Below are 15,634 nucleotides of genomic sequence, written 5' to 3' on the forward strand. Positions count from 1 at the left end.
GATCAAAACCAGGTAGAAAACCTATGATCAGTAGAAAGTCACTTCGCAGCGCCGCTAAATTGGCATATGTTTTATTGCACATACCGATCTCTCGAATTCAGTTCAGAAAGCTAAAATCCACCACATCAATTAAACTCAACCTGGGCTCCGGAAAAACAAAAGGCCGTCAAGGATGGACAACCGTCGACCTACACGGGGCCGACATTGTTCACGACTTGAGGTGGGGGATCCCCTTACCTAACAACTCGGTAGACTTTATTTACTCCTCACACACACTTGAACACATCCCTTATCCACACCAAAATCCGTTCCTTGTTGAGTGCGTGCGCGTACTTAAACCTGGCGGAATCATCTCTCTTGCTGTTCCAAACGCATCCCTATATGTCGACGCCTATGTGAGCAGGAGACCATTCAGAGATCCCTCTTCACTATATAAACCTGCAGCCGTGAACACCGGCTCACACCTCGACCAATTGAACTACATTGCATACATGGGTGGAGAACATCATTACCTTTTTGACGAACAAAACCTCCAGAATACCTTAAAGTTAGCGGGATTTTATGACGTCCGTCTGCGCCCCTTCGATTCAGCAATTGATCATGCGGAGCGCGACTTCGAATCCATATACGTAGAGGGCAGAAAATCCGGCACAACAACCCAGAATTGATAATAATGAACCGTACTTTTGAAAGCTTAGCCAGCACACTCTTCAGATACGCCAAGTTGCTAAAACAAAAGGCCGAACAGAAAGGGAAAATGGCTACGATACGCATTGTAATACTTAAGCCGTTATGCTGGGGAATTCTAAGGTGCAGTCCGAAAACACGGGTTTTCGACCACGCGTACCATTTCACTTGTTTTCTTAAGAATCACGGACGTCTTCCTCGAGAATCGAGGATGTACAACGATATGCTCTATCGCATTTTAACAACGCACGAGATTCGGAATCCTCTGCGAACCTTCATTAGCGACAAGGAACATCTCAAGCAGTACGTAAAAGCAACGCTCGGAGACTCATTCAATGTTCGAACTTTCGCGGTACTCAAATCACCAGAAGAGGTCGATAACTATACTTTTTTAAATGCCTGTGTGGCAAAGCCCACCCATGGCTGCGGTCAAGTACTGATAATAGAAGAGCCTTTCAACCACTTCATTGATCGCAAGCTAATCAAGAGTTGGTTTCACTTTAATATTTACGACAATTGCCGACAAGAGAATTACAAGAACCTTTTGCCTAAAATTATGATTGAGGAACTCCTTCCTCTCAGTCACGGCATGGATGAATACAAGGTATTTTGCATTCACGGGCAACCAAGGGCGATCATTCACTCCCGCGGATTCAAAGAAACCACGAAAGTTCGCTTCTACGATAGACAATGGAACACCCTCGACATTAAGCTCCTACCTTCGAATGACCCACTGCCACCATCACCCGCACCTAACAATTTGGAGGCAATGATTGATGCCGCTTCAATACTAAGCGCGCCTTTCGACTTTATTCGCGTCGACTTGTATTCCGACGGTGAACGATGTCTTGTCTCAGAACTGACGAATTGCTCAGCAGGTGCATCGAGGCGATTTGCAAGCGGCCACGAAGAAGTCTTGTCAAGACTTCTATTTAAAACGGATAAATAACGCTTCGTTTTACACTTTATGAAGCGGGCCTCAGTTTTCGTCACTGCCATCTCTTACGCAAATAAAATTACGGCGATAATGGACTTTCATAAATTAACAGCAAAACTGATACCTCACGATAACCGTTTGACAGTTTCTCCACCAGGAAAGCTGAAAGCTCGCTCAAATTACAATAGCATTCCACATGTAATTGTTGCGTCAAAACGACGTTCGGGTACGCATTTGTTGATAGACACGCTGCTGAACAACTTCGAACCCTTCCGCAGAACCCCGCTTTACGTCAACTTGGACAGCTATGTCGTCAGCGGTCATACGATTGAATCGCTAAACGAATCTGGCCCTTATGTCATCAAAACGCACTATCCGCAGTCGACAGACCCCAGAATAGCGGACGCGCTTGAAATGCTAATTTCGTCAGGAAGCAAGGTCATAATTACAGACAGAAAAGATTCAGAAATCCTGAAGTCACTCGAAGTTTTCTTGCCGAGTTTAGACGAAAATGCCGCTCGTAAATCTAATCATGAATTCGATATATTCTGGAAAGATCAAGACTATTTAAGAATTAAGTTTGAAGACATTATTAACACATTTTCATATACAGAAGTGGTCAACTCCATCAGCGATTATTTGAATATCAAACATAATGAATCCATAATATTTCCTCCAGGAAGAAGTGAACTCATAAAAGCCATGGCCTCAAAACTCCTGACACGCACGCTTGGGCGCCACGCTCCGGTCATCAATACGACGATCGCATTCAACAAGAAGGCTAAGTGAAAAGAGAATCCATCCTCGATGATTGACACGCTAATCCTAACAAGAATCGTCTCCGACTTCATGTGGGAGCATAAGGAACTTAGCGTTATAAGCTCTGCTTTGTTTTTCAGCTACGGATGCGCACATTTTCTCGCATCTGGACGAACACGGTTTAAACTGACCCTGTCCGACTTCTTTATTGCAAGCTTTATCTTACTGCTTCTTGTCACTGAAGCATTGAATCCAGCGACACACTCTCCGCTGGAGTTACTTAAGTTTGTGACCTTTTTTGCTGTATACGTCTCCGCACGAATCGCGCCGCCTAAATTGGGACGACTGCAGGTGATTGCCATGATTTCCTTGTTGGCGCTGGCTGCGTTTTCCGTTGCTTCTATAACTGGCTATGGCTACCAAACATGGGGAAGGGTGCATACATTCAGCGGAGGCTACTTCTTCAAGACCGACATGGCTTTGTCAGCCTTGATACTCTTGTGCCTTGCTCTTGTCGGGCTGCGTTCCAAGGCCCTGTCTCTCGCGGCTGTCAGCATGGCGGGCTACCTGACCTTGCTGACCAATACACGGATCGCGATTCCGTTGATTCTCGCCATTCCGCTGCTGACTGGCTAGTCTCAACTTCCAAGTGCAACACCCATCATTTAGGGTGTTGTCATGCAGAGAAACTACACACACTTGTCGGCTGAGGAGCGCGGTTTGATCATGGCGGAGCGATTGCGCGGCAGTTCGGGAGCGCACATTGCGCGAATTCTGGGGCGCTGCCGTTCGACGATCTCGCGCGAGTTGAGCCGCAACCGGGTACCGGATGGCGACTACCGAGCCACCATCGCCGGAGCCGCGTACCGGCGCCGTCGCCAAGCCTGCGTGCGGCCATTGAAACTGGTGGAAGGTGCGGCGCTGTACGCTTTTGTGCGCCACAAGCTGCTCGACCGCTACTGGTCGCCGCAACAGATCGCTGCCAGACTGCGCCAGATGCATCCCGACGACCCCACCCGGCAGGTCAGCCACGAGACGATTTACGCGACCATCTATGCGCATCCGAAAGGGGCTTTGCGCCAGGACATGATCGCCGCGCTGCGCCAATCCAAGCCCGCGCGCGGGCGCCCGCGCAGGAGTGCGGCCCGTCCCGGCGGATTGCCCATCGCCGAGGCGCTGCGCATCCACAACCGCCCCGAGGAAATCGAATCGCGCCAGTTGCCAGGGCACTGGGAAGGAGATTTCATCAAGGGGGCGTTCAACCGCTCGGCCGTGGGTACGCTGGTCGAGCGCAAGAGCCGCTTCGTGGTGCTGTGCAAGATGGACGGTTGCAGCGCCGAGGCGGCGCTGGAGGGTTTCACGCGGCAGATGAAAAAGGTGCCGGCCTTCCTGCGCGAGAGCCTGACCTACGACCGGGGCAGCGAGATGGCGCGTCATGAGGAGTTGGCCCGGCGACTGAAGCTGGACATCTGGTTTGCCGATCCGTACAGCCCCTGGCAGCGCGGCAGCAACGAGAACACCAACGGCCTGCTGCGCCAGTTCCTGCCCAAGGGCGCGGACCTTTCACAAGTCAGCCAGATACAGCTCAACGCCATCGCCCGGCTGATGAACGGACGACCCAGACAGACGCTGGAATGGAAAACACCGGAAGAAGTCATGGCCCAGGACATCGCTCAATTTCGCAACCGTGTTGCACTTGATTCTTGAGGCGGAGCTGTCGCAGTACGCATGCGCTGGATAGACCATCTGAACTTGAGAACCTTGAGTTATGCCGCTATCGCTCTTGTCTGCGGGCTGAGCATATTCATGCTGGTCGATCTTCGGGGCTTGGGGATGCTCCCGCTAAGTTTCTCGGAGCCGTTTTCCAGCGCTAACCTACAGGGCCGAAACGTGATCTGGGCGCGACTCTGGGAGGCATTTATACATGCAGATGCGTGGCAAATGATCATCGGTATGGGTTTGGCGGCCGATTCCTTCGCGACAACCTACTATGCCTTCACGGGTCACCTTGTTGGGGCGAGAGCTCATAACAGCTATCTTTACCTGATTCTGTGCACCGGCGTTCTTGGGTTTGGTCTTTTCGCTGCGTTCGTGATTGAAGTGTTGCGCCACGTATCCCGACTCATCGGACACGATGACGAGGAGTCCGTGAGGCTGGGTCTGTTGACGGGGCTTTTTTTGCTGATTTTTCCCTGGTTCTCACTCACGACGGAAATCGTGATTCGTCCGCAACTGATGGTTCTTCTTTTCTTTTTTGCGGGCGTGGCAGTGCAACGCAGCCTGTTGATAACGAGCGTGGATAAAAAGCGATGAAGCCCCGCGTCCTGCTTGCACACAACTACTATCGCTCACGCACGCCGTCCGGCGAGAATATCTGCTTCGAGTTAGAACGGTTGCTGCTAAAGCGAAAAGGAAACCTTGCCGGCTCTTTCGTTAGGCATAGTGATCAACTTGAAGGATGGGGAATCTTCGGAAAACTGGCCGGCGCTGCCAGCACGCCCTGGAACCCTTTCTCCGCTCGGACACTTATCGGCGATATTGAGCGGTGCGCCCCCGACGTGGTTCATGTACACAACACATTTCCGTTGCTTTCGCCCTCGATCTTCAGGGCGATCGGCAACCGGACTGCGAAGGTATTGACCTTGCACAATTACCGGCTGTTCTGCGCTGCGGCGATTCCGCTACGTGAAGGGCGCGTTTGCACCGAGTGCCTGGACCGACGATCTAGCGCTCCTGCGCTGAAATATGGTTGCTACCGGGGCAGCCGCCTCGCGACCGCGCCGCTGGCCTTGTCGATTTCCCTGCACCGCGCAATTGGAACCTGGCAACACCATGTAGACGCCTTCATCGTGTTGAGCGAGTTCCAGCGTGGGATGGTCGTAGCTGCAGGACTATCGGCAGAGAAAGTTCATGTGAAGCCCAACTACTTTCCCGGGAATCCGGCAGTCGTGCCCTGGCAACAACGCGGAGACTACGTGGTATTCGTCGGGCGTCTGAGTAGCGAGAAGGGCGTGAGCGCCCTGATTCGCGCTTGGCGCGCCTGGGGTGATGGCGCGCCGGAATTGCGCATCGTGGGGGATGGACCGTTGAGAGCGGAGTTGGAAGAACTCGCCCGCGGCGCGCCTGTTCGCTTTATCGGTGCGGTTTCTCCAGCGGGCGCACACGCAGAGATTGCCCATGCACGTCTGCTCGTGCTGCCGTCCGAATGCTTCGAGGGTTTTCCGATGACGCTGTGCGAAGCACTCGCCCTCGGCACCCCTGCGGGTGTATCCGATCTCGGGCCGCTCCCCGAGATTGTCGAGAACGGTGTTTCGGGCTTTACCTTCGAACCCGGCCAGCCGGAAGCGCTTCTCGCCGCGGTGCGCAGGCACTGGGATGACCAGCCCGAGCTGGAAAGGCTGGGCCGTGGTGCGCGCGCGGCGTTCGAAGCCCGCTATACCGAGGAAGCCAACTACAGGATGCTGATGGATATTTACCAATCCGCGATCGAGGCTGCGGCGCGTGCCTGAAGTCAACCCACAGAAGCCTCGATGCACCGCGGACGTGATTGGATCCCCGATCGACGTGCTCGATTGGGATGGCGCGCTGCGGCAGATACACGCCTGGGCGATCGAGCGGGAAAGCCGCTATGTGTGCATCTGCAACGCACATTCCGTCGTCACTGCGCGACAGGACGCAAACTTCGGCGAGATCATCCGCAACGCAGACATGGCAACCGCCGATGGCGCGCCGGTGGCGTGGCTGATGCGCAGGCTCGGCCACGCCGGGCAGCAGCGCATCAACGGGCCGGACCTGATGTGGCGCTATTGCGAAGACGCTGCACGTCGCGGCGAGAGCATCTTCCTCTATGGTGCTTCGCAGGCAACGCTCGACGCGCTGGTCGAGCGCCTGCAAACGACGTTCCCCGGCCTGGGCATCGCAGGGGCGATCTCGCCGCCCTACCGGGCGCTCACGCCACAGGAAGACGCGGAGAACGTCGAACGGATCAACGCATCGGGCGCAGGCACGGTCTGGGTGAGTCTGGGTTGCCCGAAGCAGGAACAGTGGATGGCAGCCCATCACGGCCGCATTCATGCGGTGATGATCGGGGTGGGTGCGGCGTTCGACTATCACGCTGGCACCTTGCGCCGGGCACCGCTGTGGATGCAACGCAACGGGCTGGAATGGTTGTACCGCCTGTGCAGCGAACCGCGGCGGCTGTGGCGGCGATATCTGGTGACGAACACGCTTTTTGTGATGCACGCTGCCAGACAGTTGGCATGTCATCATCTAAACCACCGACGTTAATCCATCCCGCGTCGCAAAATCGGCCTCAACATTCCACACACCCGAACTTCGGCGAACACGACAGATGCGCCAGTGGGTAAAGCAAACATGCACGCACGATTCATACAGCTCGAGTTCAGCGACTTCGATTCCTTTCCGGAGGGTGGACAGACCACATCGGCTCGGCAAACCCGACAAGTCTTTGGTGACGAGGTGGCTTTGGTGGGCATCACTTGCGACGACGAAACACCGACCGGTATCTGGACCAGAAAAGTGCTTGACGGAACGGAACACGATTTTTTCGCGCTGGCGAGAGTGCGGCCATCGAGTCGAAAGCCACTGATTCCCATGCGAGCAAGCGCGTTCCTGGCGCTACGCCGATATCGCCGAAGGATTCTCGCTCATCCTTGCAGACACCTGCTGATTCGCGCGCCGGAAGTGCTGATGGGGCTGGGTGACATGCCCGGCCACGAGATCTGCCTGCACATGCCGGGTGTAGAGAATCCCCTGAAACGTTCGCGATACTGGTACGGGAGGCTGCTGGCGGAGCGTTTCCAGCGGCTTTTCCTCCGCCGCCTCGGACACGTTGACGTCGCCCTTGCGGCTGCGGATGAAGAATCGATTCGCGCCTTTAGCGAAGAATGCGCACGCGAGACTTCCTGCCCGCGTATTGCGCAGTTCCCGACCCGCTTCGATGAACAGGTGTTTTACCCGCGAGACCGCATTACAACCCGGCACCACCTGCAGATCTCATCCGATGCCCCGGTACTCGTCGGCGTCGGGCGTCTGAACCGTTTCAAGGGCTGGGCGCTCGTGATCCAGGCCTTCGTGGAGTTCCGGTACCGCTTCCCGGAAGCCCTGCTTTTTATCCTGGGGGAAGGTGAAGAACGCGCAGCGCTGCAACGGCAGATCGCAGACAACGCTCTGGAGCGACATGCCCGGCTGCTGGGCCACTGTGACCAGGAAACCGTGGCCGCGTACATGAGCGCGGCCACGTTCGTGGTCAGCGGGTCGAGCGTGGAAGGCTGGTCTACGACGCTGGTCGAGGCCATCGCCTGCGAAGTGCCGGTATGCACCACCGAATTCAGCAGCGCGCGCGAACTGGTCCAGGATGGGATCAACGGTTACGTGGTGACGGACAGAACCCCTGCGGGATTTTCAGCCGCGCTGGTGGATTGCCTGGGGTTGCCACGGGAAGGCCTGCACCGACGCGCCTGCGAGATATCGGATCTCGCCGTCGCGAGGCTTCGAGAGGCGTTGATGCACGCATGGCCTGCGCCATTCACGAAAGTCTCGGATGTCTCACGGGTTGCTCATGTCTGAAGCGCATTCGACCGCTGACGGCACACCGCCCCTGGTGTCCGTGGTGATGGCCACGTACAACCGCAGCAACATCATCGGTTACGCGATCGAGTCGCTACGGGCAAACACATTGCAGGACTGGGAACTGCTCGTTGTCGGCGACTGCTGCACGGACGACACGGAAACCGTGGTGAGCGCCTTTGGCGACACGAGAATCCGTTTCGTCAACCTGCCGGACAACTGCGGCGAACAGAGTGGGCCGAACAATTTCGGCGTGGAGCTCGCACGCGGGAGATACCTCGCGTTCCTCAACCATGACGACCTGTGGTTTCCCCACCACCTGCGGCGTTGCGTCGAGGCGCTCGAGCGCGAGGGCGTCGATCTGGTGTTCTCGCAGGGCATCGTCGTCGATGCAGACGGCAAACTCGCTCTGGTCGGCGCGACCTGCCCCGAACCGCATCCTTACGCCCCCTGGATGAGCGCCCCCGCGAGCCTGTGGGTGATGCGGCGGGAAGTCCCGCCAAGTGTGGGGGCATGGCCGGCGGCGCGGGAAACACGCATCAGCCCTTCGCAGGCGTGGCTGCGAAGGGCGCACGGCATGGGAGTTCGAATGCTTGCCCTGCCGGTGCCAGGCGCACTGATCATTACGTCAGGCGACAGGCGCGATTCCTACCGCGAGCGCCAATGCGCGGAACACGCATGGTGGCACGACAAACTGCGCGCAGATGGCGGCGAACGGGCGCTGATCGGTGCGCTGCTTGGTGAGCTCTGGCAGCAGCGAACCCTTAACCCCGGGTACAATCTGGGCCATCTGGCAAAGACACTGGTACGCAGAAGTCTGATGTGCGTGGGCATTCCGGCCCCGAGCATCAAGGGTCTATTCCGGTTCAGGCGCAAGGGCGCCTTCATCGCCCATCTGAGGCGCGTTCGCGGCCTGGAGCCGGCCAAGCGGGGCTCTCGAACCGAGGATGGTCATTGAGGATGAACGACGACAACTGGCTGCTTCCGAATGCGACGCTTGATGCCCAGAGCATCACACGGGACTGGCAACCGGCCGACCAGACGCTGATCGACGGCGTATCCGTGAAAGAGGTGCGCCCGGTACTTACGGGTTACGGGCACCTCACCGAAGCCCTGCGGGGCGAGTGGCTTGCGGAGAACGCCGCGGTCGACCAGATTTTCTTCAGCACGCTGCAACCCGGCGGCCTGAGCGCGTGGCATGCCCATGGCGAGACCACGGATCGCCTGTTCGTCGTGAACGGACAGGTCCGGGTCGTTCTGTATGACGCCCGGAAAGGTTCCCCCAGCTATGGACTGGTCAACGAGTTCAAGCTGGCCACCGTGCGGCCAATGCTGGTGGTGATCCCGCCGCGAGTCTGGCATGGCGTGCACAATTACTGCGGTGCGCCGGCGATCCTGATGAACGCGGTCGATCGCGCGTATCGCTACGAAGGCCCGGATCACTGGCGCGTGCCGCCGGATTCGGACGCCATTCCGTACACATTCCCCGGTCACAGGGCCGGATGAAAGACGATCCACTCATGTCTGAGCAACGCAAAGTCGCGCTTATCACCGGCATCACCGGCCAGGACGGCTCGTATCTGGCCGAATTCCTGCTCGACAAGGGCTACGAGGTGCATGGCATCAAGCGCCGCGCCTCGAGCTTCAACACGCAGCGCATCGACCACGTGTATCAGGATCCGCACGAGCCGAACCCGCGCCTGGTGCTGCACTACGGCGACCTGACGGATTCATCCAACCTCACGCGCATCGTGCAGGAAGTGCAGCCGGACGAGGTCTACAACCTTGCGGCGCAGTCGCATGTCGCGGTGAGCTTCGAATCCCCCGAGTACACGGCGGACGTCGATGCACTGGGCACCTTGCGGCTGCTCGAAGCCATCCGCCTGCTCGGGCTGCAACGCAAGACGCGCTTCTATCAGGCGTCCACGTCGGAGCTCTACGGACTGGTGCAGGAGACGCCGCAACGGGAGACGACGCCGTTCTACCCGCGCAGCCCGTATGCCGTGGCCAAGCTCTATGCCTACTGGATCACCGTGAACTACCGCGAGGCCTACGGCATGTTCGCGTGCAACGGCATCCTGTTCAATCACGAGAGTCCGCGCCGCGGAGAGACCTTTGTCACCCGCAAGATCACTCGCGGCCTGGCGAATATTGCGCAGGGGCTGGAGGACTGCCTCTATCTGGGCAACCTGAACGCGCTGCGCGACTGGGGGCATGCGCGCGACTATGTCCGCATGCAGTGGATGATGCTGCAGTGCGAGCGGGCGGAAGACTTCGTCATCGCCACCGGGCGGCAGTGTTCGGTGCGCGATTTCGTGCGCATGGCGGCGGCTGAGCTGGGCATCGGCCTGCGCTTCAAGGGGGTCGGCGTGGATGAGCGAGCGGTCGTGGACAGCGTCTCGGGCGAGCACGCCCCTGCCGTGCGAATCGGCGACGTCGTGGTGCGGGTCGATCCGCGCTATTTCCGGCCTGCGGAAGTCGAAACCCTGCTCGGCGACCCCACCCGAGCGCACGAACGCCTCGGCTGGAAACCGGAGACCACGGTAGAGCAGATGTGCGCCGAGATGGTCGCGGAAGATCTCAAGATCGCGCGTCGGCATGCTTTCCTGAAGGCGAACGGACACGACCTGCCTGTGGCGCGCGAGGAATGAACGCACTGACGCAATCCATCCAGGTCCAGACGAGTACCGAACCGTGCATCTTCGTTGCCGGCCATCGAGGCATGGTCGGCTCGGCCATCGTACGACGCTTGCGCGCGCTCGGGCATCGCAACATCGTCACTGCAGGGCGCGACGAACTCGACCTGCTGGACGCGGCAGCGGTGCGCGAATTTTTCTCGGCGCACAAAGTCGATCAGGTGTATCTGGCGGCGGCACGGGTCGGCGGCATCCATGCCAACGACACGCTGCCGGCGGAATTCATCTACCAGAACCTGATGATCGAGGCGAACGTCATCCACGCTGCTCACGAGCACGGAGTGGAGCGACTGCTGTTTCTGGGTTCGTCATGCATCTACCCGAAGCTCGCACCACAGCCGATGCGCGAGGACGCGCTGCTCGGCGGTGCGCTGGAGCCGACGAACGAACCCTACGCGGTGGCCAAGATCGCCGGCATCAAGCTGTGCGAGAGCTACAACCGGCAGTACGGGCGCGATTATCGCAGCGTGATGCCGACCAACCTGTACGGCCCCGGCGACAACTTCCATCCGCAGAACAGCCACGTGATTCCGGCGCTGATGCGTCGCATCCACGAGGCGAAGCAAGCCGATGCACCCGAGGTCGTGATCTGGGGCAGCGGCACCCCGCGTCGGGAATTTCTGCACGTGGACGACATGGCAGCCGCTTGCGTGCACGTCATGTCTCTGGAGCGCGAGACGTACTGGAGCCAGGTGTTGCCGATGCGCTCGCATGTGAACGTCGGCTGCGGCGAGGACTGCACGATCCGGGCACTGGCCGAAGCCATCGCGCGGGTCACGGGATTTCGCGGCGCGCTTCGCTTCGACACCAGCAAGCCCGACGGAGCGCCGCGAAAGCTGCTGGACGTGAGCCTGCTCGAACGCCTGGGCTGGAAGGCCTCGATCGACCTCGAAGAGGGTCTGCGCCACACCTACGCGTGGTATCTCGAACACCGGGAAACGGTGCGCGCGCAATGACCGGCCGCACCGGCAGGGTCACTTCGGCGAAGGTCGAGCGATGCAACTGACTGCGCTGTCGGCTTTCTATCTGCCGCTGCTCGCGCTGGTGCTGCTGTTCGCACGGCCATGGCTGCCTGCCTTGCTGATCTTCGCGACGGTGCTGCAGGGCGGTTCGGTATTGAACGTGACGCTGGATCAGGGTCAGTACGGCATTTCGCCCTACAACGTAACCGCGCTCGCCGCCCTTTGCGTACTCGCGGCCCGGCTGTTTCGCGCCCCCCGCCTCGACTTCCTGTCGGCAGCGCCCCGGCCCGCAAGCTGGTTGCTGAGTCTCTACGCCTTGGTCGCGGTGACCGGCGCCTTCGTCCTGCCCCACGTGCATGCCGGCGTACCGGTCTATCTGTTGCTCAATCCGCAGGGTTTCGACCTGCCGCCGACACCACTGCATTTCACGATTTCCAACGCGGTGCAGGCCGCCAACCTGTGCGTGCATCTGGCGGTCGCGCTGTTTCTGCTGCATGCAGCCAGTCGTCCGGATTGGCGCAGCGCAAGATTATTGTGGGGCTTGGGTGCAGCCGTTGCGCTGGTCACCCTGATCGGCGGCTACGAACGTCTGGCACACGTTGCCGGATGGCCTTCCTTCAATGCGTTCTGGATGAGCAACCCGGGCTACCTGCAGCTCGCCAATCACGATGTTGCCGGGATTCGGCGCATCGTGGCGCCGTTTTCGGAGGCTTCCTATGCCTCGGCCTTCCTCGCCGCCGTGTGGACGGCACTATTCGCGGTGTTCCTGCTCGGGCGCCGGCATGCGGGCAAGCTCATCGTCGCGATGATCGTCGTCGGCCTGGCGCTGCTCAATCCGCTGGGTTCCACCGGTTGGGCAGCAGCTGGCGTCGCCAGCGCGGCGGTGCTGCTCGTCGCGACAGTGTACGCTGCAAAGGATTCGGCGTGCAGGGCACGCGTCGTGAGCGCCTGGGCAGCACTGACGGTAGCGGGTGCCGCGCTGTTGCTGGTGGCAAACTTCACGCCGGCCGGCAAGAAGGTGCAGGAATTGGCGTCTACTGCAATCATCGACAAGCTCGATTCAGGCAGCGCTCAGTCGAGAACGCGTTCAAACATGAGCGCACTGACAATCGTCAGTCACACATACGGCACGGGGGCCGGCATGGGGAGCAATCGCGCCTCCAGCTACTTCGCAAGCTTGGTCAGCAATACCGGTTTGCCGGGTCTGCTCACTTTTTGCGGCATGCTGGCGGCGCTCGCGCTCGCAGTTGCCCGATCAGCGCGTGACCGCAGCGCACGGGTATTCGTCGTCACCGCGCTGGGCACGGCGACACTGGCCGTTGCGCTGGCAATTCCGGACCTGAACGCGCCGCTGTACTGGGCGTTCATCTTCATCGCTCTCGCCTATTCGGCACGCCCTCCAGAACCCGCGGACGGACATGCAGCCAACGAAGCCAGACACTCTCGTACTGTATGACGGAATGCAGACGCGGGGCGGCGCCGAGCGTGTCCTGCTGGAACTGGTCCGACATCTCGACGCCTCGGCCTGCGTGGGGTTTGTCGACCGCACGCTGTTCCCCGATGCATTCGAGGATGGCCGCCTGTTCGACCTGAACGCGCACCAACGATTCGACGCCCTGCGAATCGCTCACATGCTCTATGCATTCTCGACCCGTGGTGCCGACATTGCGAGCAGGTTTGGCGAACGGATCTACTCCGGCGCCTACAGCGTGCTGGCCGAACGTGCAGGACACGAAGGACGCTCGATCTACTATTGCCACACGCCGCCAAGATTTCTCTACGATCTGCGACGTCACTATGAAAGCGCCACTCCCATGGTGTTGCGGCCTGCGCTCGCATCACTGCGGAACTGGTTGCAGCCACGCTTCGAGGCAGCCGTACGACGCATGGATATCGTTCTCGCGAATTCGGAGAACGTCCGTAGCCGCCTGCGGCAACACCTGGGGGTCGAAGCACGGGTGGTCTACCCGCCGGTCGATACCCATGCGTTCCGGTGGCTCAGTGATGACGGTTACTTTCTTTCCACGGCCCGGCTGGAACCGCTCAAGCGCGTCGATGTGCTGATTCGGGCCTTTCTGCGAATGCCCTCCCAGCGGCTGGTGGTAACATCCGGCGGGTCCGAACTGGCGCGGCTACGGGAATTGGCAAGGGGCGCGAGCAACATTCACTTCACCGGCTGGATCGACGACGTCACGCTGTCGGACTGCATGGGCCGGGCGCGCGCCACCGTGTATGTCCCGGTCGACGAGGATTTCGGCATGTCGCCGGTCGAATCGATGGCGGCCGGAAAACCGGTAATCGGGGTCGCACAAGGTGGCCTGCTGGAAACCGTCAGGCCGGGTGAGACCGGCGTGCTGTTAGCTCCCGATTTCGACACGGAAGAGGTATGCCGTGCGGTGCTGGACATGAGCCAGCGGAACGCGAACGAAATGCGAAGCGCATGTGAAGAACGTGCGGCGATGTTCTCGAGGGCGCGCTTTCTCGAACGCATGGATTCGATCCTGCAACACCCCGACCGCCAACCGCACTAGATCGAGCACTCACCTTGAACTACGCCACCCACCATCGCAGCCTGCTGCGCGAGAGTCATGCGCTTGTCGCCCTGGGGGTCAAGACATTCGATGTCCTGATGGTCGTGGCTACCGGCATGGTCGCGCACCTGCTGCGCTTCGGTGGAGACGCGCTGCTCGAACCCGTTCGGTATGTCTACGCCGTTTTCGCCGGCGCGCTGCTGACCCACGTCATCTTCACCCAGCTGGGCGTATATCGCAGCTGGGGGCATGGCTCGCGCGTCATCGCGTATGGCCGCGTGCTCCTCGGATGGAGCCTGGTGCTGGCAGTGCTGGCATCGCTGAGCTTCCTGAGCAAGACGGGGACGGATTTCTCGCGACTGTGGTTCGGGTATTGGGGAGCGCTCGGCCTTGCCGGACTGCTGGCCAGCCGCCTGATCTTGCGTCGTATCGTCGACTTCGCCCATCGCCGCGGCTACGGCCTGCGCAACGTTGCACTGGTCGGCCCTTATGATGGCGTCCGGGAACTGACCCAACATCTGGCCGATTTTCGCTGGAGTGGTTACCGGGTAACGATGGTGTGCACCGATCGCCCCGTGCCGGAAGGAGACCGTCCTGCAGGGGTGGCGTTCAACAGCACCGTCGCACTGGGCACATCCATCCGGGAAGTCGAGGCGGACGAAGTCTGGCTGACATGGCCGATGCGCGGCGAACGTCGTATCCGGGAGTCGATCGATGCGCTGCAGGACACGCCGGTGAACATCCGCTGGGCGCCAGACATCTTCACTTTCCGCCTGATCAATCATGGCGTGACCGAAATCGCCGGCATTCCGATGCTGGACCTTTCGATTTCCCCGATATCAGGTGCCAACAAACTCGTGAAGGCCTGCGAGGACTACGTGCTGGCATCGATCTTCCTGACTCTCCTGTCGCCGCTGCTGCTCGCGATCGCGGTCGGCGTCAAGGCGTCGAGCCCGGGCCCGGTGCTGTTCCGCCAGATTCGTCATGGCTGGGACGGGCGGGAGATCGAAGTCTGGAAATTCCGCAGCATGCACGTGCATCGCGAGGACGATGGGCGGGTGACTCAGGCACGACGCGAAGACCCGCGCGTCACGGGGTTCGGCGCCTTTCTGCGCCGGACCAGCCTGGACGAGTTGCCGCAACTCATCAACGTGCTGCAGGGGCGCATGTCGATCGTCGGCCCTCGGCCCCATGCTCTCGCCCACAATGAGCACTACAAGAAGCTGATACCCAACTACCTGTTGCGGCATCGGGTCAAGCCGGGGATCACGGGCTGGGCGCAGGTCAACGGCCTGCGCGGTGAAACCGAAACGGTGGACAAGATGCAGCGCCGGGTGGAGTACGACCTGTACTACATAGAGCACTGGTCTGTATGGTTCGACCTGCGCATCATCTGGCGCACTGCCGCTGCCGTACTGTTCGACAGAAATGCGTATTGAACGCAATATTTGCGAAGAGCGATGCAGCTATCCG

Annotated in this window: 16 protein-coding genes; all 16 read left to right on the top strand. The window is 59.4% G+C overall.

The window, feature by feature from the left end; genetic code table 11:
- Positions 1 to 23: 23 nt before the first annotated feature.
- On the top strand, positions 24 to 668 hold the full coding sequence (locus C0099_RS12685) for a class I SAM-dependent methyltransferase (RefSeq protein WP_102247758.1): 645 nt from the start codon (positions 24 to 26) through the stop codon (positions 666 to 668).
- Positions 669 to 898: 230 nt separating this feature from the next.
- On the top strand, positions 899 to 1,636 hold the full coding sequence (locus C0099_RS12690) for an ATP-grasp fold amidoligase family protein (RefSeq protein ID WP_164084922.1): 738 nt from the start codon (positions 899 to 901) through the stop codon (positions 1,634 to 1,636).
- 78 nt (positions 1,637 to 1,714) lie between these two features.
- Positions 1,715 to 2,413 carry a hypothetical protein gene (locus C0099_RS15890; protein WP_123785257.1) on the top strand — a complete coding sequence of 233 codons (699 nt, stop codon included), beginning with the start codon at positions 1,715 to 1,717 and terminating at the stop codon, positions 2,411 to 2,413.
- An 18-nt stretch (positions 2,414 to 2,431) separates the two neighbouring features.
- Positions 2,432 to 3,019, top strand: coding sequence for a hypothetical protein (locus C0099_RS15895; RefSeq protein WP_123785258.1), 588 nt, complete (start codon positions 2,432 to 2,434; stop codon positions 3,017 to 3,019).
- Positions 3,020 to 3,061: 42 nt separating this feature from the next.
- Positions 3,062 to 4,090 carry an IS30 family transposase gene (locus C0099_RS12700; RefSeq protein WP_102246546.1) on the top strand — a complete coding sequence of 343 codons (1,029 nt, stop codon included), beginning with the start codon at positions 3,062 to 3,064 and terminating at the stop codon, positions 4,088 to 4,090.
- A 21-nt stretch (positions 4,091 to 4,111) separates the two neighbouring features.
- The gene (locus tag C0099_RS12705) at positions 4,112 to 4,696 is read left to right on the top strand and encodes an O-antigen ligase family protein (RefSeq protein ID WP_102247761.1); all 585 of its coding nucleotides are present in this window, start codon (positions 4,112 to 4,114) and stop codon (positions 4,694 to 4,696) included.
- Complete coding sequence (locus C0099_RS12710) at positions 4,693 to 5,892, top strand: glycosyltransferase family 4 protein (protein WP_102247762.1); 1,200 nt, start codon at positions 4,693 to 4,695, stop codon at positions 5,890 to 5,892. Before C0099_RS12705 ends, C0099_RS12710 begins: the two co-directional genes overlap by 4 nt.
- Complete coding sequence (locus tag C0099_RS12715; RefSeq protein ID WP_199797611.1) at positions 5,885 to 6,670, top strand: WecB/TagA/CpsF family glycosyltransferase; 786 nt, start codon at positions 5,885 to 5,887, stop codon at positions 6,668 to 6,670. The genes C0099_RS12710 and C0099_RS12715 overlap by 8 nt, the downstream gene beginning before the upstream one ends.
- An 87-nt stretch (positions 6,671 to 6,757) precedes the next feature.
- A complete protein-coding gene (locus C0099_RS12720) occupies positions 6,758 to 7,972 on the top strand; it encodes a glycosyltransferase (protein ID WP_102247764.1) in 1,215 nt (404 codons plus the stop codon).
- Complete coding sequence (locus C0099_RS12725; protein ID WP_164084923.1) at positions 7,965 to 8,930, top strand: glycosyltransferase family 2 protein; 966 nt, start codon at positions 7,965 to 7,967, stop codon at positions 8,928 to 8,930. The genes C0099_RS12720 and C0099_RS12725 overlap by 8 nt, the downstream gene beginning before the upstream one ends.
- Positions 8,931 to 8,932: 2 nt before the next feature.
- Positions 8,933 to 9,478, top strand: coding sequence for a cupin domain-containing protein (locus C0099_RS12730; protein WP_102247766.1), 546 nt, complete (start codon positions 8,933 to 8,935; stop codon positions 9,476 to 9,478).
- 14 nt (positions 9,479 to 9,492) lie between these two features.
- Positions 9,493 to 10,623 carry a GDP-mannose 4,6-dehydratase gene (gmd, locus tag C0099_RS12735; protein ID WP_102247767.1) on the top strand — a complete coding sequence of 377 codons (1,131 nt, stop codon included), beginning with the start codon at positions 9,493 to 9,495 and terminating at the stop codon, positions 10,621 to 10,623.
- On the top strand, positions 10,620 to 11,624 hold the full coding sequence (fcl, locus tag C0099_RS12740) for a GDP-L-fucose synthase (protein WP_102247768.1): 1,005 nt from the start codon (positions 10,620 to 10,622) through the stop codon (positions 11,622 to 11,624). Before gmd ends, fcl begins: the two co-directional genes overlap by 4 nt.
- A gap of 88 nt (positions 11,625 to 11,712) precedes the next feature.
- A complete protein-coding gene (locus tag C0099_RS12745; protein ID WP_123785259.1) occupies positions 11,713 to 13,086 on the top strand; it encodes a hypothetical protein in 1,374 nt (457 codons plus the stop codon).
- Positions 13,049 to 14,161 (top strand): glycosyltransferase, encoded by a 1,113-nt coding sequence (locus tag C0099_RS12750; protein ID WP_228151588.1) that lies wholly within the window; start codon positions 13,049 to 13,051, stop codon positions 14,159 to 14,161. Before C0099_RS12745 ends, C0099_RS12750 begins: the two co-directional genes overlap by 38 nt.
- A gap of 14 nt (positions 14,162 to 14,175) precedes the next feature.
- Positions 14,176 to 15,600: an undecaprenyl-phosphate glucose phosphotransferase gene (locus C0099_RS12755; protein WP_228151589.1), complete on the top strand. Its 1,425-nt coding sequence runs from the start codon at positions 14,176 to 14,178 to the stop codon at positions 15,598 to 15,600.
- Positions 15,601 to 15,634: the final 34 nt, after the last annotated feature.

This window comes from Pseudazoarcus pumilus (assembly GCF_002872475.1).
GTDB classification, from domain to species: domain Bacteria; phylum Pseudomonadota; class Gammaproteobacteria; order Burkholderiales; family Rhodocyclaceae; genus Pseudazoarcus; species Pseudazoarcus pumilus.

Excerpts from the sequence above, each read along its gene's own strand:
- C0099_RS12685 (WP_102247758.1), top strand. The coding sequence starts at position 24 with ATGATCAGTAGAAAGTCACTTCGCAGCGCCGCTAAATTGGCATATGTT.
- C0099_RS12690 (WP_164084922.1), top strand. The coding sequence starts at position 899 with ATGTACAACGATATGCTCTATCGCATTTTAACAACGCACGAGATTCGG.
- C0099_RS15890 (WP_123785257.1), top strand. The coding sequence starts at position 1,715 with ATGGACTTTCATAAATTAACAGCAAAACTGATACCTCACGATAACCGT.
- C0099_RS15895 (WP_123785258.1), top strand. The coding sequence starts at position 2,432 with ATGATTGACACGCTAATCCTAACAAGAATCGTCTCCGACTTCATGTGG.
- C0099_RS12700 (WP_102246546.1), top strand. The coding sequence starts at position 3,062 with ATGCAGAGAAACTACACACACTTGTCGGCTGAGGAGCGCGGTTTGATC.
- C0099_RS12705 (WP_102247761.1), top strand. The coding sequence starts at position 4,112 with ATGCGCTGGATAGACCATCTGAACTTGAGAACCTTGAGTTATGCCGCT.
- C0099_RS12710 (WP_102247762.1), top strand. The coding sequence starts at position 4,693 with ATGAAGCCCCGCGTCCTGCTTGCACACAACTACTATCGCTCACGCACG.
- C0099_RS12720 (WP_102247764.1), top strand. The coding sequence starts at position 6,758 with ATGCACGCACGATTCATACAGCTCGAGTTCAGCGACTTCGATTCCTTT.
- C0099_RS12725 (WP_164084923.1), top strand. The coding sequence starts at position 7,965 with ATGTCTGAAGCGCATTCGACCGCTGACGGCACACCGCCCCTGGTGTCC.
- C0099_RS12730 (WP_102247766.1), top strand. The coding sequence starts at position 8,933 with ATGAACGACGACAACTGGCTGCTTCCGAATGCGACGCTTGATGCCCAG.
- gmd (WP_102247767.1), top strand. The coding sequence starts at position 9,493 with ATGTCTGAGCAACGCAAAGTCGCGCTTATCACCGGCATCACCGGCCAG.
- fcl (WP_102247768.1), top strand. The coding sequence starts at position 10,620 with ATGAACGCACTGACGCAATCCATCCAGGTCCAGACGAGTACCGAACCG.
- C0099_RS12750 (WP_228151588.1), top strand. The coding sequence starts at position 13,049 with ATGCAGCCAACGAAGCCAGACACTCTCGTACTGTATGACGGAATGCAG.